This is a genomic window from Candidatus Magnetaquiglobus sp. (assembly GCF_058402785.1).
In genome coordinates, this window is record NZ_JBZVFG010000039.1 from 13,290 (window position 1) to 35,479 (window position 22,190).

A 22,190-nucleotide genomic window follows, 5' to 3' on the forward strand; every position below is an offset into this window, starting at 1 on the left:
GAGTTAGGGAGTGGAGGCACGAAAGATGGAAATTCACGGAACCCGGTTCGGCGTGTTGGAGTTCAAGGACGAGGAGGTCATCATCCTCAACGAGGGTCTGCTCGGTTTTCCGTTGAGCAGACGGTTTCTTCTCTTCCCTTACGGGCAGGACTCCTCGTTCTTCTGGTTGCAATCGGTGGATGAGCCGGAGATCGCCTTCATCGTCATCAATCCGTTCGACTTCTTCGGCGACATGGAGTTCGTGATCCTGGACGCCGATGCCGAGGCGATCGGTTGTCCGTCCGGCGAGGAGGTGGAGATCTTCACGCTGGTGACGATTCCGGAAGGGCGTCCCGAGGAGATGCGCACCAATCTGGCCGGTCCGGTGGTGGTGAACACCGTGAACCGCATGGGCCGTCAGATTCTGATCAAGGAATATTCGCCCCGGCAGCCGTTGATCCCGCAGGATCTGCGTCAGACCTACATGCAGGAGCGCGAGGCCGAGAAGCGTCGTCAGGGTCATCAGGAGGCGCGGCGCCGTATCCGGCGCGGCGAGAAGATGATGCCGCAACGCATGGTCGCCGCCGGCTGACCGAACGAACAAGACGACTCGATCGCAATCGAAACCAAATTGTAAGGAACCCGAACCATGCCGCTTTACATCAATACCAACGTCGCCTCCTTGACCACGCAGCGGGGTTTGTTGCACTCCGGCGGAGAGTTGAACAAGGTTTTCGCCCGTCTCTCCACGGGGTTGCGCATCAACACCGCCGGCGATGACGCGGCTGGTTTGGCCATTTCCAACCGCATGACCTCGCAGATTCGCGGTCTGACCCAGGCGGTGCGCAATGCCAACGACGGCATCTCCGTGTCGCAGGTGGCCGAGGGGGCACTGGCCGAGCACTCCAACATGCTGCAACGCATGAACGAGCTGGCGGTTCAGGCGGCCAACGCCACCAACAGCGACGAGGATCGCGCCAGCCTGCAACAGGAGATCAATCAACTGTTGGGCGAGATGGAGCGGGTGGCCCAGGAGACCGAATTCAACGGCTGGCCGATGCTCAACGGCAAGACCCAGCCGCTGGTGTTCCAGGTGGGTGCCCGTGCCGACCAGACCGTCACCGTGAACCTGGCCGATGCCCGCGCCAGCACCCTGTTGGCCCTGCCGCAGCTTTCCAATCCGAATGCCGCCGAAAGCGTGCTCAACGCCAAGGTGAAGGGCATGGCGATCAGCGCGCCCAAGGAGCCGAAGCCGGGCAGCAAGCTGTTCAGCTCCTCGCTGTCGGTGGGCATCAATGCCCTGGCCAACGCGGACGACTCCAAGCCGGCCCCGTGGGCGATCGTGCCGAACGATGCCGAGGACAGCATGATCAAGGCGTTCGGCTTCGAAGATGATGCCACGGATCTCAAGACCAAGATCGCGGCAGCCGATCCCAACGATGACGCGATCACCGCCGCGGACAAGATCATTGCCGACAATCCGCAATATTCGGATGCTTCCGGTCTGGGCAGCGCGCGTCTGAGCACGATCATCACCGCGCATCGCAAGGTGACGGATCTGGCGGACACCACCACCACCTTCGGCCAGAACCTGGATGCGGCCATCACTGCCGCCACCGCCGCCTCGACGAGTTCGGCGGCCTATATCGGCGGAACCGGCGATCAGACCCAGGCGTCCACGGATGCCGCCGCAGCCACCACCGCCGCCACCGCCCTCAACGACACCAAATACACGGTGGCGTTGGCCATGGGCACGGCTCCGGATGTGAGCCTGGTGATCGAGAAGGGTGTCGAGAAGAGTGGTGTCAAGGATGTGCCGGTGGGCAACATCAAGGCGGTGGTGGATGCGTTCCGTCAGGCGATCAGCCTGGGCGCGGACATCGAGAGCGCCGCCGCCGCCGCCCGCGAGGCGGATGCCGGCACCAACGGCAAGAAGGATCTGGGCATCGACGTGGCCAAGATCATCGCCGCCGGTGGCAAGGCCGCGGCCCAGACCAATGGCACGGTGGCCAACGCCATGACGGCGGGGGTCAACATGGCCAAGGTGATGGATGTGCGCAATGCCGCGGTGACCTTTGCCGCCGACAAGCACAAGCCGTTGACCAACGAGAAGCTGGTGGTGCCGGATTGGTTGATCGACACCACGGGTCAAAACCAGTTCCCGCCCGTGCCTCTGGTGGACATCACCGGCGCCTCGGTGCCGACCGATCCGACCATGCCGTTCGATCCGCCGACCACCAATGCCACCAATCCGCCGTTGAACGGTTCCAAGGCGGCGGCGCAGATGTTGTCGGTGATCGCCGGTGCCATCGATCGGGTCTCCTCGACCCGTGCCGAGTTGGGTGCGATCCAGAACCGTTTCGAAGCCAACATCGCCAATCTGTCGAATGTGGTGGAGAATGTCTCCGCGGCCCGTTCGCGCATCCTGGATGCCGACATCGCCGCCGAGACCGCCAATCTGACCCAGCTTTCCATCATGCAGCAGGCGGCCACGGCCATCCTGGCCCAGGCCAATCAGCAGCCGCAGCTGGCCCTGCAGCTTCTCAAGTAGTTCCGATCCGGTCGGGTCCTGTCGTGTAACCCTCGTCGGGGGTACGGTCGGGGGATAAGGGGGTTCCCCCCATTGTGGAAGTCGGTTTCGGGGGCGGTCATTCCGCCCCCGAACTGTTTGTGGGGTCGGGCTTTTTGGGAAGCCGTCCCATGCCGGAAGCGTCAAAACCGCAAAATGACCGTGACTGGGTGTCGGAAATCGGATGACCCATGGATTGGGCCAGCTGGGATCTTTTTGACGAATGGATCGGGTGGATGGCACCGATGCGGGCAAATTTTTCCTCCCTGGGGGTGGCGTGGGCCCGGAAAAGCGGGTAGGGATGCGATAAATGAGTTGGCACAAAAGCTGCTTTAATCTAAACGTCTGGATTTCAGGCCGTTCAACCGGCAAAAACGACCGGAACCAAGGGTGAAGCCCGGAACGGTGATTCCAAACGAGTGATCGGGAAGCCTTGCCGAGGAACTCCCGAAAGGGGCTCCCTGGTAAGGGGGGTAACTGGGGGCATCCCCCCATCATGCCAAGTCAGGCGGCCAGTGAAGGAGAAACGTATCATGGAAGTCCTTGGGACGCGGTTCGGGACCCTCAAGTACAAGGAGGATGAGCTGATCACCCTCGACGCGGGCATGATGGGGTTCCCCAACAGCAAGCGCTTTTTGATGTTTCCCTATTCGGAGGATTCGTCCTTCTTCTGGTTGCAATCCGCCGATGAACCGGAGATCGCGTTCATCGTGATCAATCCGTTCGACTTCTTCTCGGATCTGGAGTTTCTGGTCGAGGACGCGGACATCGCCGCCATCGGACTGGAGCGGGGCGAGGATCTGGAGGTGTTCTCCCTGTTGACCATTCCGGACAACCGGCCCGAGGAGATGCGCACCAATCTGGCTGGTCCGGTGGTGGTGAACGTGCGCAATCGCCGTGGACGCCAGGTGGTGATCAAGGAGTATTCGGCGCGTCAACCGCTGATTCCGTTCGAGATGCGCGGCGCCTATCGTGAGCAGACCAGGGGAAAAAAACCTGTCAAACAAATGGTTGCGGTTTCCTGACCGACACATGACGATCAAGAAGGATTAGAGCCATGCCACTTTTTATCAATACCAATGTCGCCTCCCTCAACGCCCAACGGAATCTCGAGCGCTCCACGGGCGCCCTGGGGCAAACCTTCGCGCGCCTCTCTTCGGGCCTGCGGATCAACTCGGCCAAGGACGATGCCGCCGGATTGGCCATCTCCAACCGCATGACCTCGCAGATTCGCGGTTTGAACCAGGCGATCCGCAATGCCAACGACGGCATTTCGCTGGCCCAGGTGGCCGAGGGCGCGCTGCTGGAGACCGGCAACTCGCTGCAACGCATCCGTGAGCTGGCCGTCGAGGCCGCCAACGGCACCAACACCCCGGAAGATCGCGCCGATCTGCAAAAAGAGGTGTCGCAGCTCCTCTCCGAGATTCAGCGTGTCTCCGAGCAGGTGCAGTTCAACAACACCCTGATTCTCAATGGCAACTACAATTCGGGTCAGCAGTTCCAGATCGGTGCCAATGCCAATCAGACCATCACGGTGTCGATCAAGGCGGCCACCTATTCGGCCCTGTTCGGCACGGGCGTCTCGGTGAACATCGGTACCGTTTCCGGCGCCAACAGCGCTCTGGTGCAGATCACCAACGCCCTGAACAGCGTGTCGGACATCCGCGCCAATCTGGGTGCGATCCAGAACCGCTTCGAGGCGGTGATCGCCAATCTGTCGAATGTGGTGGAGAACATGTCCGCAGCCCGCTCGCGCATCCTGGATGCCGACATCGCCAACGAAACCGCCACCCTGACCCGCAACGCCATCCTGCAACAGGCGGGTACTGCGGTTCTGGCCCAGGCCAATCAGCAGCCGCAGCTGGCCTTGCAACTGCTTGGCAAGTGATTGAGATCGGGCTTACGATTTTTAACGCAAGGAACGCTCCTGGCCAACCGATAAGACAGGATCGGATGGCAAGGATCTTCGAGCGCGAGGTGCATGCATGAGAGGACCGGAGAGCCTCGGAGCGGAGAATACGGGTTGTGTGACCGCTTTTTCGTATCCGAATGAACCGGATGACCAGGAGCTGGATCCCCTGTTCCTGGAATCCCTGGTGGCCGAAGCCAATCGGGTGTTGGCCGGGCTGAACGCCGTGCGCTGTCGGGTGACGGAAAATCACTCGGGAGATCCGGAGATTCGCGTGAGTCTGAAAGAGTCCTGCCATCCGATCGGCACGATTCCGGAGGAGCGGATTCATCTTCTGGCCAGCAAGGTCCAAGCCCTGCGAGGGCTGCTCGGCGGGCTTTGAGGGTCGGTCATGCGAGGAATGGGACGAGGAGAGGAACATGGCGGGTAGCTTCAGCATCACGGGATTGGCCAGTGGTTTGCCGTCGGACATCGTGGATCAGCTGGTCAACGCGCAAAAGACCCGTTTGAAGGCGATGGAGAAGGACAAGAGCTTCTTTTCGAGCCAGCAGACCGCCATTGGCGAGCTGGAGACCAAGATGCTCGCCCTGGAAACCAAGTCCAAGGAGTTGCAGGAGACCTCCGCGTGGGCGCCGCATACCGTCTCCTCATCCGACTCGGATCGGGTGGCCGCCACCGCCGACAGCACGGCCCAGGCCGCCAACCACTCCGTTGTCGTGGGGCAGTTGGCCACCTACGACACCAAGGCCATGGATGCTTCGTCGGGGTTTGCATCCTCTTCGACGACTCTGGGGGTGGGTGCGACCTTCTCCTTTGAGTACAACGGCGTGACCTATGGGACCTCGCAGAGTACGACCAATTTCGACACCTCCACCCTGGAGAACATGACCCTCGAGGATCTGGCCTCGGCGATCAACGGCATCGATTACGGCGATGACGACGGGGTGAGCGCGAGCGTGCTTTACGACGGTTCCAAATACCGTCTGATCCTCACCGCCAAGGACAGCGGCACCTACACCGACTCCTTCGGGAACCGGGGAGATCGCATCGGCAACATCGCCTCGGGTTACGGTTTTACCCAGACCGTGGCACCCCAGGATGCGGTCCTCAGGATCGACGGCATCGACGTGGTAAGCTCCACCAATCAGGTCACCACGGCCCTGACCGGCGTCACCCTGAATCTCCAGGATGTCACCACCGGCACCACCGTGGCCGACAGCGACGGGGATGGCTGGCCCGACAGCATCGGCACCAGCGGAACCGCGGTCAACGTCTCGATCCAGAACGACACCACGGCCCTGAAAACGGTGTTGACCGGTTTCCTGGATGCCTACAACGCGGTGGTGGATTACGTCAATACCCACAAAACCGACACCCTTTCCGGGGATTCCCTGTCACGCAGCGTGCTCTCGCAGATGCGGAGCATGCTCAACACTCAGACGCAGACCGCGCTCGGCACGCTCACCCCCTATTCGACCCTGGCGGAGATGGGGCTGCGCACCGATCAGAAGACCGGCAGGATCAGCTTTGATTCGAGTTCCCTCGACAAGGCGCTCGCCACCGACTTCAACAGCGTGACGCGGTTGTTCACCTCGAAACGCTCCTCGAGCACCGACACCTTCAACGAGGGTCTGGCCCATCGCATGGCCGATCTGATCGACTCGTTGACCTCCAGCACCGGTGGTTCGGTGACCGGACGCAAGGATGGTCTGAAGGCTCGGGTCGATCGGCTGGAGAAGAGCATCGAGCAGGAGACCTCCCGTCTGGAGAAGGTGCGTGAGACCTTGACCAAGAAGTTCTCCAATCTGGAGCAGATGATCAGCAAGATGAACAGTCAGAGCAGCTCCCTGACCAGTTCGATCTCGAAATTGAGCGGCAGTTGATGAACGACGTTTCTGGCGCACACGTTCAATCCAGGGGCAGATGGAGATAATAAAGCAGTGGACATTCAATCCCAGACGACGATGACCCGGACCGCACCGCCTCCCTCGGCCAATCTGGATGGACTCTCCCAACTGGAGGTGCTGATTCAGCTCTACGAGGGGAGCATCCAGTTTCTGGAGCAGGCGGCCACGGCCTGTGAAGAGGGGCGGGTGGCCGAGTTCAAACATTGGATGCAACGGGGTCGGCGCATCATCGAGGAGTTCCAGCGCACGTTGGATTTTTCCAAGGGTGGTGAGGTGCCGGCGCAGTTGAACGACCTCTATGCCTACATGCTCGACAGTCTGACCCAGGCGGGTCTGACCCATGACGCGGAGTTCATCCGTCGGGTGGTGGAGCAGTTGCAGGTTTTGTTGGATGGCTGGCGGGGCCTGCACTCCCCCCAGGCCACGGTTTTCATGGAACATTGAGGGTGATGACCCGCCATGTCGTATGGCCTGCGCAGTTACAAGACCTCCCGAGCCAATACCGCCTCGCGGGAAGACCTGCTGATTCTGCTCTACGAGGGTGCGATCCGTTTTCTGGAGCGCTCCATCGAGGAGTTGAACGCCGCGCGTCTGAGTGATCACAAGATGAGTCTGCGTCGCGGCATCGCCATCATCGCGGAGTTGCAGAACACCTTGAATTTCGATAAGGGCGGCGAGCTGGCGATTCAGCTGTTCGATCTGTACGGCTACATGCTCGACCGGCTCACGTATGCCAATCTGCGGCGGGATCCGGAGGCGATCCGCGAGGTGATCCGTCATCTGAACACCCTTCTGGTGGGGTGGCGCGAGGCGGTGCGTCAGGTGAAGAGCGAGGCGATTCCGCCCTTGCCGCCGCTGGATTCCACCCCGCAACGCCGGCTCGAGGGGATGGCGTGAGCGGACAGGCCACCCAGCCGATCGCCGAGCTTTTGACCCGGCTCGATCTGCTTCTGAATCGACTCGCCGCGCCGGAGGAGATCGACGCCGATGCGTTGGACGAACTGATGACGGCATGGGATCGGGAGATGGCCCGGCTCGAGGAGTTGACCGCCCGATTTCCCGACGGCGTGACCCCGGGGGATGGGACGCGGGAGCGGTTGACCCGTTTCGTGCGGCGTATGGCCGAGATCCAGCCGGTGCTGATGCGTCACAAGTCCGAGGTGGCGGATCAACTCTTTTCGGAAAACCGGCGCGTGCAGGCGTTGCGCCGGGGATATGGCACCGCGATGGGCGGTGCCACGCTGTTTCATCACAAAGCCTGATTCTCCTGATCTTCAATACAGTCACGTTCATCCCTGACATGGAAGATGCCCCATGCCCGTGTTCGGTTCTTCGTCCCCGCCCTTGCCGGTGATCCTTCTGACCGATTTCGGCGTTGCCGATCCCTTCGTGGGCCAGGTCAAGGGGGTGTTGATGCGCCTGTTCCCCAAGGTGGCGTTCGTGGATCTGTTTCACGACATCCCGCCGTTCGCCATCAAGAGCGGCGCCTGGATGCTGGAGCGATGTCTGCCCCATATGCCGTCGCCCGCCATCTGGCTTGGCATCGTCGATCCCGGCGTGGGCGGCGGACGACGCGGCCTGGTGGTGCAATCCGAGGGTTCGTACTTCATCGGACCGGACAACGGTTTGTTGACGCCGATCCTGAACCGTCACGACGCGCGGGTGCTCTCCCTGGATACCCTTGGTGACGCCGAGACGGTCAGTCCCACCTTTCATGGACGTGATCTGTTCGCCCCGGCGGCGGCTCATCTGCTGCAAGGGCGCTCGGTGAGCGATCTGGGCACCCCGCTGATCGATCCGCCCATGCTGCTGACCGATCCGGGCTGGCGCAAGGCCGGACACGGTGCCTGGGGCACGGAGGTGCTTTTTGTCGATCATTATGGCAATCTGGTCACCGCGCTGCCCGGCGAGGAGTTGCGCAAGCGACCGGTGAAGGGGTGGCTCGACGGCACCCCGTGCGGGGCGATCGTCACCACCTTCGCCAGCGTGCCGGTGGGCGCGCCGGCACTGGTGGTGGGCGGTTTCGGCACGGTGGAGGTGGTGGTCAATCAAGGGAGCGCGGCCAACCACTTCAAACGCGGACTGGGTGCCGAGGTGATGATCCGCGTGGAGGAGGGATGAGGGACTGTTTGGGTGACGTGCCGATCCTGGTGATCGTGCGGCGGCTCGTGTTAGAGTGACGGACCGATCGGTAACTTAATGCCTTGCCTGGACCCCATCCCCCAACCAGAAGCCGTCATGCCATGCTCGCCGACCTGTTGAGCCACTCCAAACTGTTCCGTGATGTGCCAGCCGAGCTGTACCTGGACGAACTGGAGGAATGTCCGATCCGGGAGATCGGCGCCGGCACGGTGCTGATCTCGCCGGGCAACACCAACCGTTGCATCCAGTTGATCCTCTCCGGCTCCCTGTCGATCCATCTGGAGCAGTCGGACAGCCCGCCGGTCAGTCAGGTCGGGCCCGGCGACATCGTGGGGGAGATCTCGTTGATCACCCATTCGATCTCCAGCGCCTGGGTGGTGGCGATCACCCCGTGCCGTCTGTTGCAGATCCATGAGGCGCGTCTTTGGCACCTGATCGACCTGGCGCCGCTCATCGCCCGAAATTTATTGATGATTCTGACCGGCTGGATCCGCTCGGTGAACGATCATGTGCGGGAGCAGCGCCGCCAGATCGATACCCTTCAGGACGTGGTGCGGCTCGACGGTCTGACCGGTTTGAGCAACCGCCGTTGGTTCGACGCCTCCCTCTCCCGACTGCTCTCCCGTCCGCTGCACCATCCGGTGACCCTGGTCATGATGGACATCGATCACTTCAAGCGGTTCAACGACACCCAGGGCCATCTGAACGGGGATCAGGCTCTGCGCGCCCTGGCCGATCTGCTCAAGGCCACCATCCGCCTGAACGACGTTGCCGCGCGCTACGGTGGCGAGGAGTTCGCCCTGATCCTGCCGGAAACGCCGATGGCCGCGGCGGTCGGAGTGGCCGAACGGTTGCGTCAGGCCGCAGAGGCCATGCCGATCCGCTCTTTGGAACAAGAGCCCCTGCCTTGCATCACCCTGTCGTTGGGGATTGCCACCAGCGCGCCGGGCGACACCCCGGAGATGTTGATCCAGACCGCCGATGCCCGGCTCTATCAGGCCAAGCGGGAGGGCCGGAACCGGGTCTGCGCAGGCTGAACCTGCGTTCAGGCGATTCGGGATCTTGGCGCGGGGCCTTGGCGCGGCGTCAGGGCGTGACCGGGAATTTTTTCTCCGCTCAAGCGCGAAACGGTTGTCTTGCCGAGGTGCGCGGTATAGAATACCCCCCTTCCAAATCCGTGGGAGGCTTTGAAATTCCTGGGATTCGTTAAGAAAAATCCGTTCCGGCGCGACCGGAGCGTCCCCGCACTCCAGACCGGCTGCATTTGGCCTCATGGCGACCGCCACTCCACCCTCTTCCGAACAACAGGCTCTGCTCGCCTTGCGTGAGGCGATCGACGCCATCGACGATCGCATCCATGACCTGCTCATGGAGCGTATCGAGCGGGTGTTGGAGGTCGGTCATCTCAAGAGTGCCCAGGGGAACGTTTCGCCCGATCCATCGTTCTACCGTCCGGAACGCGAGGCGTCGATCCATCGCCGGCTGGAGGCGCGTCATCGCGGACCTCTGCCCAAGGCGGCGTTGCATCGTATCTACCGGGAGATCATCTCCGCATCGTTGAGTCTGGAAAAACGGCTCACCGTGGCCTATCTGGGTCCGGAACATGCATTCGCCCACCTGGCCGCGCTCAAGCAGTTCGGATCCTCGTGTCATTTGCGTCCCACCGTCTCCATCGACGAGCTGTTCCACGAGGTGGAGGTGAACCGTGCCGATTTCGGCGTGGCGCCGGTGGAGAACTCCAACGAGGGGATGATCAGCCACACGTTGGACCGGTTCGTGGATTCGCCGTTGTCGATCCGGGGTGAGATCTACGTGGAGGTTTCGTATGCGGTGTTTTCTGGTGTCGGTTCGACCGGGGCTGTCCGTCTTTTGTTGGGCACGCGCCTGGCAATGACCCGGTGTCGTGGCTGGATCGAGCGTCACATGCCGGGTGCGCCGCAGCGGGTGGTGGAGAGCATGGCCGAGGCGTCGCGGGTGGCCGGCGAGGAGAGTGGGGTGGCGATCGTGGCGCCGATGGCGTTGGCCGAGGTGTTGGGGTGTGAGATTCTGGCCGAGCACATCGAGGATCGTGCCGAGGAGATCCGTTTTCTGGTGATCGGGCGTGGCGAGCCGACCCGTTCGGGTCGGGACAAGACCAGTCTGATGTTCACTTTCCGGGATCAGCCTGGATTTCTGCATCAGGTGTTGGGGATTTTCGCCAGGCGGCAGATCAATCTGACGCGCATCGAATCGCGTCCTTCCGGGCGTCAGGCGTGGGAATATCTGTTTTTTCTGGATCTGTCGGGTCATCTGGGGGATCCGCCGGTGGCCGGGGCCATGGAGGAGTTGGCCCAGATGCCGGGTGTCACGGCGCGTATTCTCGGTTCGTATCCAGTGCGGGCGTTGTGAGTCGCGGTGGTTTGGCATGGTGCAGGAACCGACTTGATTGTAACAAACTGCAATCCGTTTTCTATTCAAATTTAAAGATGGCGACATGAAGTCTCTGTTTATTCAACGTTTGGCGATCATCGGGGTCGGATTGATCGGTGGGTCGTTGGCCCGTGCGCTCAAGGAGCGTGATCTGGTGGGCGAGGTGGTGGGGGTGAACCGCACCCGTGATTCATTGGCGCGCGCCATGGAGTTGGGGGTGATTGACCATTGGACCACTTCGGCGGCCCAGGGGGTGCGGGGTGCGAATCTGGTGGTGGTGGCCACGCCGGTGGTGACCATTCCGCGGATTGTCGAGGATTTCGCCTCTGCGTTGGAGTTTGGCGCGGTGGTGACCGATGCGGGCAGTGTGAAGGGGACGGTGGTGGGTCCTTGCGAGGCGATGATGCCCGAGGGGGTGCATTTCGTGGGGGGGCATCCGATCGCGGGCACGGAGTTTTCCGGGGTGGAGGCATCGTTCGCCACGTTGTATGAAGGGAGTCGCACGATTCTCACCCCCACGGAGCGGACCGATCCCGAGGCTTTGGAGTTGGTGCGTCAGGTTTGGGAGGCGGTCGGGTCGCGGGTGGAGACCATGGATGTGTCCACGCATGACCGGGTATTGGCCGCGACCAGCCATTTGCCGCATCTCATTGCCTACAATGTGGTCAACACGTTGTCGGATCTGGAGGATGACATTCGCGCCGAGGTGTTTCGGTATGCGGCGGGGGGATTTCGGGATTTCACGCGGATAGCCTCGTCGGATCCAGCCATGTGGCGGGACATTTGCGTGGCCAATCGGGAGTCGATCCTGGACATTCTGCATCGGTTTCGGGATGCGTTGGAAGTTTTGACGCAGAGGGTGCGGGATGGGGATCGGGATGGTTTGTATGGGGCGTTTGCCCGGTCGAAGCGGACGCGGGATGGGATTTTGTCGTCGCACAAAAAGCCGGTGGAGAGCGAGTAGTCGGGAAGCGACGAGCGGGATCTCCGCGGTTGCGGGGGACCGGAAGCCGAAGGTCCCCGGCGGAGGTTCGGAGGCAGAGCCTCCGAGGTTTGGCTTTTGATTTTAGCTTTAGCGCGCTCTTCAAAAAAAGCGTTTTTTCGCAAAAAACGCGAAAAATGCTTCTTTAGAGAAGATCGCGCTCAAGTCAAAAGCAACGTCCCAAGGGCTTTGCCCTTGGATCCCACCAGAGGCCATGGGCCCCTGAACTCCGTCAGTGGAACCGGGCTTCGGTCAGGTTGATTCGGAAGGAACCGCCTTGAGCAACATTCAACATTCCAGGTTGATCTCCCACCCCACCCAGGGATTGCACGGGTCGATCGAACTGCCCGGCGACAAGTCGATCTCCCACCGGGCGGTGATCCTCGGTTCCCTGGCCGACGGAGAGAGCGTGATCCATCACCTGCTCGAAGGGGAGGATGTCTTGAAGACCGTGGGTGCGTTTCGTGCCATGGGGGTTGATGCGCGCCGCGATGAATCCGGCACCTGGCGGATTCGCGGAGTGGGCCTGGATGGTTTGAGCGAACCCCTGGACGTGCTCGACATGGGCAACTCGGGCACGGCGATGCGCCTTCTGGCCGGCTTGCTGGCCGGACAGCCCTTTTTTTCGGTGCTGACCGGGGATGAGAGCCTGCGCGGACGCCCGATGGGCCGGGTGGCGCTGCCCCTGGCACGCATGGGGGCACGGATTCTCGGTCGGGACGCCAACCGGTTCGCGCCATTGGCGATCCAGGGGTCGGACCTGACCGGCATCGACTACATCAGCCCGGTGGCCTCGGCCCAGGTGAAAACCGCCGTGCTGCTCGCCGGACTGACCGCCTCGGGACGTACCACGGTCACCGAACCGGCCCTGTCGCGGGATCACACCGAACGGATGCTGACCGCGTTCGGGGTGCCGGTGGAACAGCAGGGTTTGCGTGTCGCGGTGACCGGACACTCGCGGCTCAAGGGGCTGGAGATGACCGTGCCGGGAGATGTCTCCAGCGCCGCGTTTCCGATGGTGGCGGCCCTGCTGGTGCCGGGATCGGAGGTGACGCTCAAGGGGGTGGGGGTGAATCCGACCCGCACGGGTCTTCTGGAGTTGCTGCTGGCCATGGGGGCGGATATCACGGTCTCCAATCCGCGCGATGCCGGCGGCGAATCGGTGGCCGACCTGGTGGTGCGCCATTCGCGCCTGAAAGGGATCGAGGTGCCGCCCGAGGTGGTGCCGCGGGCGATCGATGAGTTCCCGGTTTTCGCCCTGGCGGCGGCGTGCGCCGAAGGGGAGACGGTGGTGACCGGGGCCGAGGAGTTGCGGGTCAAGGAGAGCGACCGGATCCGGGCGATCGCGCTGGGACTCGGCGCCCAGGGGGCGCGGATCGAGGAGTTGGCCGACGGCATGCGGGTGACCGGTCGCCCCGAGGGGCTGGAAGGGGGTGGCGTGGCGGAGGCGTTCGGCGATCACCGCGTGGCCATGACCCTGATGGTGGCGGGCATGGCGGCCCGCGCGCCGGTGCGGGTGACCGGAAAGGCCAACATCGAAACCTCGTTTCCGGGGTTTGCCAGACTGATGAACGGTTTGGGCGGACGCATCGGCCAGGATGAACAAGGGGAGAGACGGTGAACGACACGGAGTGGCCCGCCAAGGGCGCGCGGCTGGTGGTGGCCGTGGATGGACCGGCGGGCGCGGGGAAGGGGGCGGTGTGCCGGTCGGCGGCGCAACGGTTCGGATTGACCTACCTGGAGACCGGCGCGCTCTATCGGGCGGTGGGGCTGATCGGTCTGCGCGACGGTCTGACCGATGAGACGGAACTGGCACGGGTGGCCGGGACGATGCCGTTCGGATTCCGCGCGCTCGGGGATGGCCGATATGGGGCCTTCCTGGGCGAGGAGGAGGTGACCCTGGCCCTGCGCGCCGAAGAGGTGGGTCAGGTCGCTTCGAAGGTGGCGGCCATGCCCGGCGTGCGTGCCGCGCTGTTGAGCTTTCAACGGCGCTACGGTGGCGCCCATGACGCGATCCTGGATGGTCGCGACGTGGGCAGCGTGGTGTGGCCAGACGCGGATTTGAAGATTTTTTTAACCGCCTCGCTCGAAGAACGGGCACGCCGGCGTGCTGTGGAGTTGCAAGAGCGGGGAGAAGCTGTTAATTTGACTGAATTGATCGCACGCATGGCCGAACGCGATGCCCGCGACGCCGGTCGCGCCCACGCCCCGATGGCGGCGGCGCCAGGCGCCATTCTCGTCGATACCAGCACCCTGAACCTGGAAGAGAGTTGCCAGGCCGTTTGGCGCCTGATCGCCCCCCTGCTGGAGGGGCATGCCCGTACCTGAAAGGCGCTGAAGGCGCATGCCCGTACCTGGAAGGCGCTGAAGGCGCATGCCCGTACCTGGAAGGCGCTGAATCGCTCTTTTCCGTTGGATCCGTTCCGACGGTTTGGCTCGGCTGCCTGAAAGCCGCTGAATCGGTCTTTCCCGTTGGATCCGTTCCGACGGTTTGGCTCGGCGTTTTGCCGAATGGAATCTGATGTACCGCGTGGGGAGTTGGTCCCCGTCCACAATCAACCGAAGGTGTAGGTCCCGTGTCTTCTCAATCCACAAACCTCGATTTTGAATTTGAAGATGAAGATTTTGGCGCATTGCTGGAAGAGTCGTTCGGCAAGGGCGTTGGCAAGGAGGGCCAGGTCATCACTGGTACCATCATCCAGCGCGAGGGCGAGGAGTTTGTCATCGATGTCGGTCTGAAGTCCGAGGGCCGGCTCAACGTCAAGGAGTTCTTGGACGCCGATGGCACCCTGACCCTGGCGGTCGGTGACAAGGTGGACGTTTTCGTGGAGCGCTGCGAGGACCAGAACGGTCAGGCGGTGCTCTCGCGCGAGAAGGCCAAGCGGGAAGAGGCCTGGGTCAATCTGGAAAAAGCCTTCAACGACAGTGCCGTGGTGCGCGGTCGCATCATGGGCAAGGTCAAGGGCGGCTACACCGTGGACATCAACTCCCTGGCGGCGTTTTTGCCGGGTTCGCAGGTGGATGTCCGTCCGGTTCACGACATCTCTCGTCTCCAGGACGAGGAGCAACCCTTCGAGATCCTCAAGATGGATCGCCGTCGCGGCAACATCGTGGTGTCGCGTCGCTCGGTCATCGAGAAACAGCGCGAAAGCGCCCGTACCGCCCTGCTGGAGACCCTGCACGAGGGGATGATCCTCGACGGCGTGGTCAAGAACATCACCGACTACGGCGCGTTCGTGGATCTGGGTGGTCTCGACGGACTGCTGCACATCACCGACATGTCCTGGAAGCGGGTCAAGCACCCCTCCAGCGTGGTCACGGTGGGTGACACGGTGGGCGTGCAGGTGATCAAGTTCAACTCCGAAACCCAACGCATCTCCCTGGGCATCAAGCAGCTCCAGACCGATCCGTGGGAGGGCATCGGCGCCAAATATCCCGCCGGCGCCCGTTTCCGGGGCGTGGTCACCAACATCACCGACTACGGCGCGTTCGTGGAGCTGGAAGCGGGTGTCGAGGGTCTGGCGCACGTCTCCGAGCTGGCCTGGACCAAGAAGAATCTCCACCCGTCCAAGGTGCTCAATGTGGGCCAGGAGGTCGAGGTGATGGTGCTGGACGTGGATGCCGAGCGCCGTCGCATCTCCCTGGGCGTCAAGCAGTGCCTGGAGAATCCGTGGCAGACCTTCGCCGAACGCTATCCCGTGGGGACCACGGTGCGCGGCGAGATCAAGAACATCACCGAATTCGGTCTGTTCGTCGGCCTGGATGGCGACATCGACGGCCTGGTGCATCTGTCGGATGTCACCTGGGATCCGAATCCGCCGGAAGATCTGCTCAAGAGCTATCAGCGCGGCCAGGAGGTCGAGGCGGTGGTTCTGTCGCTGGATCCGGACAAGGAGCGCATCTCCCTGGGCCTCAAGCAGGCCACCCCGGACGCCTGGACCCTGTGGGCCGATGCCCACAACAAGGGCGATTCCGTGACCGGTTCGGTGAAAGAGGTGAGCCAGGCCGGCGTGGTGGTGCAGCTGGGCGAGGAGATCGAGGGCTTCCTGCGCAAGTCCGAGTACTCCCGCGATGACCGCGACGGCGCGGAGTTCAAGGTCGGTGGCGACGTGACCGCCCAGGTGATCCAGGTGGATCGCCAGAAGCGCAAGGTGATGCTGTCGATCAAGTCCATGGAGATCAGCCAGGAGCGACAGAGCATCAAGGAGTATGCCTCCGATCCGGGGAGCGCCACCAGCAGCCTGGGCGAATTGTTGAGCCAGGCCCTGGAGAAACAGCAGTCCGGACGCTGATCCGGATGGATGGTTGAACTCAATCCTCTCGTTGTAATGTAAGGAGTGGCCATGACCAAGTCGTCGCTGATCAGTGCCATCGCGGGGAAGATGGAGCTGTCCCGCAAGGAAGCGGAAGTTGCGGTCAACACCGTGTTCGAAACCATCAGTGGTTCGCTCGACCGGGATGATCGGGTGGAGTTGCGGGGATTCGGCAGCTTCGGGGTCAAGCATCGCCGTTCGCGCGATGGCCGGAATCCGAAGACCGGGGATCATGTCCTGGTCGATGCCAAGCGGGTGCTGTTTTTCAAGGCCGGCAAGGAGCTTCGCAAACGAGTGGATGTGTAGTCGATCACGGCGGGAGGGGTCCGGGGCGCCCTGGTGCAAAAAAGCACGTCGGGTGTTCGGGAGCCCTCCCGTTTTTGTTTCGTCGCGGCCACGGGTGGCGCGGCCATGGGGGGATTCACCTCCCTTCACATGAGTTTCATCTGTCCGGGCGGTCGATAAGGCATGTTGGGTTGGTTCCGCTTGATCGTGGCGGCGCTCTTCGGGGTCGTGGCCATCCTGTTTGCGTTTGTCAACCAGACCGAGGTGTCGGTGACCCTGCCCGGCGGTTGGGTTCTGGGCGACGTGCCGCTGTTCGTGGTGGTTTTCGTGCCCCTGTTTTTGGGGTTTGTGCTGGGCTCCTTGTCCGGATGGTCGGGGGAGGCGCGTCAGCGGCGCGGCATGGAGCGGTTGCGCGATCAGAACCGCGCCCTGGAGCGGGAGTTGGCCAATCTGCGCACGCTTCCCCTGATCAACGATTAGCGTTTTGCGGATTGTGATGGCATGGACTTTCCTCACCTGGCGGGTTGGACGGCCCTGGCCGTCACCTTGGGGGCGATCATCTTCGGGGCGGGACGCCGCCTGGGGAGGGAGGAGGGTGCCCAGGCACGCCAGCGCGAGCCGGACGGCGGGGAGTCGGCCTTTTATCTGCGCGGTCTGAATTTTCTGTTGGCCGATGAACCGGACAAGGCGATCGAGGAGTTCGTCAAGTTCGTGCGCATCAACTCCGAGACCGTGGAGATCCATTTGTCGCTCGGCAAGCTGTTCCGGGCGCGCGGCGAGGTGGGACGGGCGATTCGTATTCATCAAACCCTGATCGCGCGTCCCAATCTGTCGGAGGCCCATCGCACGTCGGCACTCCACGCCCTGGCCGAGGATTACCGGCAGGGGGGGTTCGTGGACCGGGCCGTGGAGGCCTATCGTCAGGTGTTGCAGGTGGATCCGGAACACCGGGCGGCCCTGGCCGGACTCCAGGCCATGCACGAAAACGAAGGACGCTGGGACAAGGCCCTGGAGATTCTCAAACGCTGGGAGCTGGTGACCGGCGAGAAGGATCCGCGTCGCGAGGCGCACATCCGGGTGCGCATGGGACTCGAGGAGCAGCAGCGACCCGGCTCCAAGACCGGCGGCGATCGGGCCATGGAGCAGTTTTTCGAGGCGATCCGGGTGTTTCCGGGGTGCGTGGAGGGACGTCGCCTGCTCGGCGAGGTGCTGCTGACCCAGGGCCGCACCCGCGAGGCCATCGAGGTGCTCGAAGGGGTCAAAAACAGCCGTCCGAGCCACTGTTTCATGCTGCTGGATCTGATGCGTCGCGCCCACGAACAGGCCGGGGACGAGGAGGGTTTTTTCCGTGGCATGCGTGCCGCGACCACGGCCCTGGCCAGTTCGCCCCGCTTGGTTTTGCACTGGGCGCGGCTTCTGGAACGGCGCGGACGTCCGGATGAAGCGGTGGAGGTGTTGCGGATCGGCAAGGCGCATCATCCGCGCGCCCTGGTGATCGTGGCCCCGCTGATCGCCCTGCTGGATCGCCGCGATCAGGGCAAGGAGGCCCTCGAGATCGCCCGCCGCCATCTGGATGGCCTGCTGGGGGCCCAGGAGGCCTTCCAGTGCGGTCGGTGTGGCTTCAAGGCGCAGGATATCTATTGGAAATGCCCGCAGTGTCATCAGTGGGATACCATGGAACCCCTGTGAGTGCGCTTTGTGTCCTTGGAACGCCCAAGGGGAAGGCCAGGGTCGGGGCGTGAAGGGGCTTTTCCATCAGGCACGTTTGTGAACGCGCCAATGTGGGTGTCAATTTTGTGGCGAGGTGGACGATGCGGATTTTCATGGCGGCGGATCACGGGGCTTACGAGTTGAAAGAGGATCTGGTGGACTGGATCCGCGATCAGCACGAACTCGAGGTGGTCGATTTTGGCGTGCATGGTCCGGAGTCGGTGGATTATCCGGACATGGCCGCCCGGTTGTGTCGGGAGTTGCTCGACTCCGATCCGGACGATCGGGGGATTCTGCTGTGCGGCACCGGCCTGGGGATGAGCATGGCGGCCAACCGCTGGTCCGGGATCCGGGCCGCTTTGTGCCATGACGAATACACCGCGCGTCTCTCCCGTCAGCACAACGACGCCAATGTGCTGGCGCTGGGGGGGCGGGTGCTGGGGATCGCGGTGGCACGCGGCATCGTGGATGTCTGGCTGCGCGAGGCGTTCGAGGGGGGACGCCACCAGCGGCGGTTGGACAAGCTGGAGCAGGCGGGCAAGGGCGACCACTGACCGGTTCGCGCCGGGTGGCGCGCGCGGGGAGAGGGTGTTGGGACCGGTGGGTCCCGGTGGTGTGAAATGGGAATCTTGAGCCATGGAAAACAAAACAATGGATGCATTGCGCCTTGCCGATCCCGATATTTTTGCCGCCATCCGCGAGGAGTTGGGTCGGCAACGCGACCGGATCGAACTGATCGCCTCGGAGAACATCGTCAGTCTGCCGGTTCTCGAGGCCCAGGGGAGTGTTCTGACCAACAAGTATGCCGAAGGGTATCCTCACAAGCGCTACTACGGCGGCTGCGAATTCGTGGACAAGGCCGAGGATCTGGCCATCGAGCGGGCCAGGAGCCTGTTCGGCTGCCAGTTCGCCAACGTGCAGCCCCACTCCGGCTCCCAGGCCAACATGGCGGCGCTGTTGGCGTTGATGGAGCCCGGCGAACTGCTGCTCGGCATGTCGCTGGCCCATGGCGGCCATCTGACCCACGGCGCGGCGCCGAACTTTTCCGGGCAGCTTTTCAAGGCGGTGCAGTACGGCCTGGATCCGCAAACCGAACGGATCGACTACGAGCGGCTCGAGGCGCTGGCCCTGGAGCACCGTCCCAAGGTGATCGTGGCCGGGGCTTCGGCCTACAGCCGGGTGATCGACTTTGAGCGGTTCCGGGCGATCTGCGACAAGAGCGGCTCCGCGCTTTTGGTGGACATGGCCCATTTCGCGGGTCTGGTGGCGGTGGGCGAGCATCCCCATCCTTTCCCGCATGCCGACATCGTGACCACCACCACCCACAAGACCCTGCGCGGTCCACGCGGCGGCATGATCCTGACCAATCGCGAGGATCTGGCCAAGAAGATCAACTCCAAGATCTTCCCCGGCATCCAGGGGGGGCCGTTGATGCATGTGATCGCGGCCAAGGCGGTGGCCTTCGGCGAGGCGTCGCGTCCCGAATACAAGGCCTACATCCAGCGGGTGCGCGCCAACGCGCGGGTGCTGGCCGAGAGTCTGGTGTCGGGCGGATTGCGCATCGTCTCGGGGGGGACCGACAACCACCTGATGCTGGTGGATCTCACCTCCCGCGACATCACCGGCAAGGATACCGAGAAGGCGCTGGAGCGGGCCGGAATCACCTGCAACAAGAACGCGATCCCCAACGATCCGCGCTCGCCCTTCATCACTTCGGGGATCCGGTTGGGTACGCCGGCTTCCACCACGCGCGGTTTCGGCGCGGAGGAGTTCGCCACCATCGGTCGGTTGATCGTGCGGGTGGTCGATGCCCTGTCGGGCCATCCGGAGGGGGATGCCGGGGTGGAGGCGGAGACCCGCGCCCAGGTGGCGGAGTTGTGCCGGAGATTCCCCGTCTATCCCGGAATGTGACGGATTCTTGAAATCAGGGGGGCCAGGATCGCCCGTGAACCACGATCGTCGCTACATGGCCCTGGCCTTGCGTCTCGCGGCGCGGGCCACGGGACGCACACGACCCAATCCGGTGGTGGGTTGCGTGATCGTGCGGGATGGCGAGATCGTGGGGCAGGGGTATCATCCCCAGGCCGGAGCGCCCCATGCCGAGGTGTTCGCCCTGCGCGAGGCCGGCGAGCGGGCACGCGGGGCCTGTGCGTATGTGAATCTGGAGCCCTGTTCCCACCACGGTCGCACTCCGCCGTGCGCCGACGCTCTGATCCGGGCCGGCGTGACGCGGGTGGTGGTGGCGATGATCGATCCGAACCTTCAGGTTTCGGGACGGGGCGTGGAGCGGTTGCGGGCGGCGGGGATCGAGGTGGTGGTAGGGGTGCGCGCCGAGGAGGCGTTCGAACTCAACCGTCCGTTCGTGACCTGGATCGAGCAGGAGCGACCGCTGATCACCCTGAAGCTGGCCGCCTCGTTGGATGGCAAGACCGCGACCCGGACCGGGGAGAGCCAATGGATCACCGGTCCGGCGGCGCGTGCCCGGGTGCAGCGCATGCGCGATCAGCACGACGCGGTGCTGGTCGGCATCGGCACCATTCTGGCCGACGATCCGCGTTTGAACTGTCGCATGCCGGGGGGGCGGGATCCGGTGCGGGTGGTGGTGGATTCGCGGTTGCGCATTCCGGATGACGCGCGGGTGTTCGATTCGTCGGTGGACTCCCCCTTGTGGATCGCCACCGGACGCGGGGCCAACTTCGCCCGTGCCGAGGCGTTGGGTTCGCGTGCCAACGTGCGGGTGATCCCTTGCAGGGAGACCCCGGACGGGCGGGTGAATTTAAGCGATCTGATGTCACGGCTGGCGGAGTTGGATTTGACCAGCGTGTTGTGCGAGGCCGGATCGGTGTTGACCGGGGCGTTGCTGGAGGCGGGGCTGGCGGATCGGCTGGCGTTGTTCGTGGCTCCGAAGTTGATCGGCGGCAAGGATTCGCGAGGTCTTTTGGACAGCATCGGCATTGGTTCATTGGCCGATGCCCAGCGACTGGTCAACATGAACGTGAGCCAGGTGGGTGAGGATCTGCTGATCGAGGGGGATTTCGAGGGGTCGCGATGTTTACTGGCCTGATCGAGCAGGTGGGGGTGATCCGTTCGGTGGAGCGTTCCGCCGCAGAGTGGGTTATACGGGTGGATTGTCGCTTTTCCGGGGTCCGGTTGGGGGATTCCATCGCCGTTTCCGGGGTTTGTCTGACGGTGGTCGAGTTGCTGCCGCCGGGAGGTTTTGCGGCTCAGGTATCGGCGGCCACGCTGGAGAGTTCGACCCTTGGGAACTTGCGGGCTGGCGTGCGTGTCAATCTGGAGAGGGCGTTGAGTTTCGGCGGACGGCTGGATGGCCATCTGGTGCAGGGGCATGTGGATGCGGTGGGTCGGGTGGAGCGGGTCGCGCCGCGCGGTCGGTCGTTGGAGGTGTGGTTTCGCGTGTCTGGGGTGGTGGGTCGTCATGTCGTGGCCAAGGGGTCGATCGCCATCGACGGGGTGAGTTTGACGGTCAACCAGGTGGAGGATGTGGGGGAGGAGTGTCGGTTCTCGATCAACCTGATTCCGCACACTCAGAACGGGACCACGTTGGCCGGGTTGGCCCCGGGGGTTGAGGTCAACATCGAGAGCGATCTGTTGGGTCGTTATGTGGAGCGGTTGTTGGCGCGGGGTGCCGAGTGTGGCGTGGCGCGTGGGAAGAGGGGTGGGTTGGATGAGGCGTTTTTGAGGCAGCAGGGGTTTTGAACGGTTGCGGGGGACCTGGGACGGTCACCGTCCCCGGTTTAAGTGCGGAGGCAGAGCCTCCGAGGTGTTGTTTCTGACTTGAGCGCGCGCTTCAAAAGAGCGATTTTTCGCGTTTTCATGCGAAAAAACGTTGCGCGCAGCCTTGGCTGCGGGAATGTTTCGCGTCTTTGGCGAAACGTTCCCGCGAATATGGCCCAAGAAATCAAAGCCGCGGGAGGCGGCTTATGTGCTGACGTGCCATTCGCCCTGAGTCGTTGCCCAAAATCGG

Annotated in this window: 23 protein-coding genes; all 23 read left to right on the top strand. The window is 63.1% G+C overall.

The features are described from left to right. Positions 1-25: 25 nt before the first annotated feature. The 23 genes from fliW (ACV4UY_RS12420) to ACV4UY_RS12530 all read left to right on the top strand — a co-directional run bounded on the left by fliW (ACV4UY_RS12420) (position 26) and on the right by ACV4UY_RS12530 (position 21,922). Entirely contained in the window at positions 26-571 is a 546-nt protein-coding gene (gene fliW, locus ACV4UY_RS12420) for a flagellar assembly protein FliW (protein WP_491607906.1), read from the top strand. Between the two features lie 57 nt (positions 572-628). Continuing rightward, positions 629-2,530, top strand: a complete 1,902-nt coding sequence (locus ACV4UY_RS12425) for a flagellin N-terminal helical domain-containing protein (protein WP_491607907.1) — start codon at positions 629-631, stop codon at positions 2,528-2,530. 551 nt (positions 2,531-3,081) lie between these two features. Next, entirely contained in the window at positions 3,082-3,573 is a 492-nt protein-coding gene (fliW, locus tag ACV4UY_RS12430; protein WP_420903677.1) for a flagellar assembly protein FliW, read from the top strand. 32 nt (positions 3,574-3,605) lie between these two features. Next, positions 3,606-4,436: a flagellin N-terminal helical domain-containing protein gene (locus ACV4UY_RS12435; RefSeq protein ID WP_420903678.1), complete on the top strand. Its 831-nt coding sequence runs from the start codon at positions 3,606-3,608 to the stop codon at positions 4,434-4,436. A gap of 97 nt (positions 4,437-4,533) precedes the next feature. Next, on the top strand, positions 4,534-4,839 hold the full coding sequence (locus tag ACV4UY_RS12440; protein WP_491607908.1) for a hypothetical protein: 306 nt from the start codon (positions 4,534-4,536) through the stop codon (positions 4,837-4,839). 37 nt (positions 4,840-4,876) lie between these two features. Continuing rightward, positions 4,877-6,340, top strand: coding sequence for a flagellar filament capping protein FliD (gene fliD, locus ACV4UY_RS12445; RefSeq protein ID WP_491607909.1), 1,464 nt, complete (start codon positions 4,877-4,879; stop codon positions 6,338-6,340). A gap of 57 nt (positions 6,341-6,397) precedes the next feature. Further along, positions 6,398-6,808: a flagellar export chaperone FliS gene (gene fliS / locus ACV4UY_RS12450; protein WP_491607910.1), complete on the top strand. Its 411-nt coding sequence runs from the start codon at positions 6,398-6,400 to the stop codon at positions 6,806-6,808. A 15-nt stretch (positions 6,809-6,823) separates the two neighbouring features. Further along, on the top strand, positions 6,824-7,261 hold the full coding sequence (gene fliS, locus ACV4UY_RS12455) for a flagellar export chaperone FliS (protein ID WP_420903682.1): 438 nt from the start codon (positions 6,824-6,826) through the stop codon (positions 7,259-7,261). Next, positions 7,258-7,626, top strand: coding sequence for a hypothetical protein (locus tag ACV4UY_RS12460; RefSeq protein ID WP_491607911.1), 369 nt, complete (start codon positions 7,258-7,260; stop codon positions 7,624-7,626). Before fliS (ACV4UY_RS12455) ends, ACV4UY_RS12460 begins: the two co-directional genes overlap by 4 nt. A 52-nt stretch (positions 7,627-7,678) precedes the next feature. Next, the gene (locus tag ACV4UY_RS12465; RefSeq protein ID WP_491607912.1) at positions 7,679-8,485 is read left to right on the top strand and encodes an SAM hydrolase/SAM-dependent halogenase family protein; all 807 of its coding nucleotides are present in this window, start codon (positions 7,679-7,681) and stop codon (positions 8,483-8,485) included. Positions 8,486-8,607: 122 nt separating this feature from the next. Beyond that, positions 8,608-9,543 (top strand): diguanylate cyclase, encoded by a 936-nt coding sequence (locus ACV4UY_RS12470; protein WP_491607913.1) that lies wholly within the window; start codon positions 8,608-8,610, stop codon positions 9,541-9,543. A gap of 235 nt (positions 9,544-9,778) precedes the next feature. Beyond that, positions 9,779-10,894 (top strand): chorismate mutase, encoded by a 1,116-nt coding sequence (pheA, locus tag ACV4UY_RS12475; protein WP_491607914.1) that lies wholly within the window; start codon positions 9,779-9,781, stop codon positions 10,892-10,894. Between the two features lie 85 nt (positions 10,895-10,979). After that, positions 10,980-11,879 (top strand): prephenate dehydrogenase, encoded by a 900-nt coding sequence (locus tag ACV4UY_RS12480; protein ID WP_491607915.1) that lies wholly within the window; start codon positions 10,980-10,982, stop codon positions 11,877-11,879. 295 nt (positions 11,880-12,174) lie between these two features. Next, the gene (gene aroA / locus ACV4UY_RS12485; protein WP_491607916.1) at positions 12,175-13,518 is read left to right on the top strand and encodes a 3-phosphoshikimate 1-carboxyvinyltransferase; all 1,344 of its coding nucleotides are present in this window, start codon (positions 12,175-12,177) and stop codon (positions 13,516-13,518) included. Next, a complete protein-coding gene (cmk, locus tag ACV4UY_RS12490; protein WP_491607917.1) occupies positions 13,515-14,225 on the top strand; it encodes a (d)CMP kinase in 711 nt (236 codons plus the stop codon). Before aroA ends, cmk begins: the two co-directional genes overlap by 4 nt. 248 nt (positions 14,226-14,473) lie before the next feature. Next, positions 14,474-16,189, top strand: a complete 1,716-nt coding sequence (rpsA, locus tag ACV4UY_RS12495; protein ID WP_491607918.1) for a 30S ribosomal protein S1 — start codon at positions 14,474-14,476, stop codon at positions 16,187-16,189. 51 nt (positions 16,190-16,240) lie between these two features. After that, a complete protein-coding gene (locus ACV4UY_RS12500) occupies positions 16,241-16,516 on the top strand; it encodes an HU family DNA-binding protein (RefSeq protein WP_420903690.1) in 276 nt (91 codons plus the stop codon). Positions 16,517-16,678: 162 nt separating this feature from the next. Beyond that, a complete protein-coding gene (locus ACV4UY_RS12505; RefSeq protein ID WP_491607919.1) occupies positions 16,679-16,975 on the top strand; it encodes a lipopolysaccharide assembly protein LapA domain-containing protein in 297 nt (98 codons plus the stop codon). A 21-nt stretch (positions 16,976-16,996) separates the two neighbouring features. Then, complete coding sequence (locus ACV4UY_RS12510) at positions 16,997-18,184, top strand: tetratricopeptide repeat protein (protein WP_491607920.1); 1,188 nt, start codon at positions 16,997-16,999, stop codon at positions 18,182-18,184. A 122-nt stretch (positions 18,185-18,306) separates the two neighbouring features. Further along, on the top strand, positions 18,307-18,759 hold the full coding sequence (rpiB, locus tag ACV4UY_RS12515) for a ribose 5-phosphate isomerase B (protein WP_491607921.1): 453 nt from the start codon (positions 18,307-18,309) through the stop codon (positions 18,757-18,759). An 82-nt stretch (positions 18,760-18,841) separates the two neighbouring features. Continuing rightward, positions 18,842-20,116, top strand: a complete 1,275-nt coding sequence (gene glyA, locus ACV4UY_RS12520) for a serine hydroxymethyltransferase (protein WP_491607922.1) — start codon at positions 18,842-18,844, stop codon at positions 20,114-20,116. Positions 20,117-20,150: 34 nt separating this feature from the next. Continuing rightward, the gene (ribD, locus tag ACV4UY_RS12525) at positions 20,151-21,269 is read left to right on the top strand and encodes a bifunctional diaminohydroxyphosphoribosylaminopyrimidine deaminase/5-amino-6-(5-phosphoribosylamino)uracil reductase RibD (protein WP_420903695.1); all 1,119 of its coding nucleotides are present in this window, start codon (positions 20,151-20,153) and stop codon (positions 21,267-21,269) included. Beyond that, a complete protein-coding gene (locus tag ACV4UY_RS12530; RefSeq protein WP_491607923.1) occupies positions 21,254-21,922 on the top strand; it encodes a riboflavin synthase in 669 nt (222 codons plus the stop codon). The genes ribD and ACV4UY_RS12530 overlap by 16 nt, the downstream gene beginning before the upstream one ends. Positions 21,923-22,190: the final 268 nt, after the last annotated feature.

Coding starts and splice junctions, on each gene's coding strand:
- fliW (WP_420903677.1), top strand. CDS start 3,082: ATGGAAGTCCTTGGGACGCGGTTCGGGACCCTCAAGTACAAGGAGGAT.
- ACV4UY_RS12505 (WP_491607919.1), top strand. CDS start 16,679: ATGTTGGGTTGGTTCCGCTTGATCGTGGCGGCGCTCTTCGGGGTCGTG.
- ACV4UY_RS12500 (WP_420903690.1), top strand. CDS start 16,241: ATGACCAAGTCGTCGCTGATCAGTGCCATCGCGGGGAAGATGGAGCTG.
- rpiB (WP_491607921.1), top strand. CDS start 18,307: ATGCGGATTTTCATGGCGGCGGATCACGGGGCTTACGAGTTGAAAGAG.
- ACV4UY_RS12470 (WP_491607913.1), top strand. CDS start 8,608: ATGCTCGCCGACCTGTTGAGCCACTCCAAACTGTTCCGTGATGTGCCA.
- ACV4UY_RS12510 (WP_491607920.1), top strand. CDS start 16,997: ATGGACTTTCCTCACCTGGCGGGTTGGACGGCCCTGGCCGTCACCTTG.
- glyA (WP_491607922.1), top strand. CDS start 18,842: ATGGAAAACAAAACAATGGATGCATTGCGCCTTGCCGATCCCGATATT.
- ACV4UY_RS12480 (WP_491607915.1), top strand. CDS start 10,980: ATGAAGTCTCTGTTTATTCAACGTTTGGCGATCATCGGGGTCGGATTG.
- fliW (WP_491607906.1), top strand. CDS start 26: ATGGAAATTCACGGAACCCGGTTCGGCGTGTTGGAGTTCAAGGACGAG.
- pheA (WP_491607914.1), top strand. CDS start 9,779: ATGGCGACCGCCACTCCACCCTCTTCCGAACAACAGGCTCTGCTCGCC.
- ACV4UY_RS12425 (WP_491607907.1), top strand. CDS start 629: ATGCCGCTTTACATCAATACCAACGTCGCCTCCTTGACCACGCAGCGG.
- ACV4UY_RS12530 (WP_491607923.1), top strand. CDS start 21,254: ATGTTTACTGGCCTGATCGAGCAGGTGGGGGTGATCCGTTCGGTGGAG.
- ACV4UY_RS12440 (WP_491607908.1), top strand. CDS start 4,534: ATGAGAGGACCGGAGAGCCTCGGAGCGGAGAATACGGGTTGTGTGACC.
- fliD (WP_491607909.1), top strand. CDS start 4,877: ATGGCGGGTAGCTTCAGCATCACGGGATTGGCCAGTGGTTTGCCGTCG.
- ACV4UY_RS12435 (WP_420903678.1), top strand. CDS start 3,606: ATGCCACTTTTTATCAATACCAATGTCGCCTCCCTCAACGCCCAACGG.
- fliS (WP_420903682.1), top strand. CDS start 6,824: ATGTCGTATGGCCTGCGCAGTTACAAGACCTCCCGAGCCAATACCGCC.
- ACV4UY_RS12465 (WP_491607912.1), top strand. CDS start 7,679: ATGCCCGTGTTCGGTTCTTCGTCCCCGCCCTTGCCGGTGATCCTTCTG.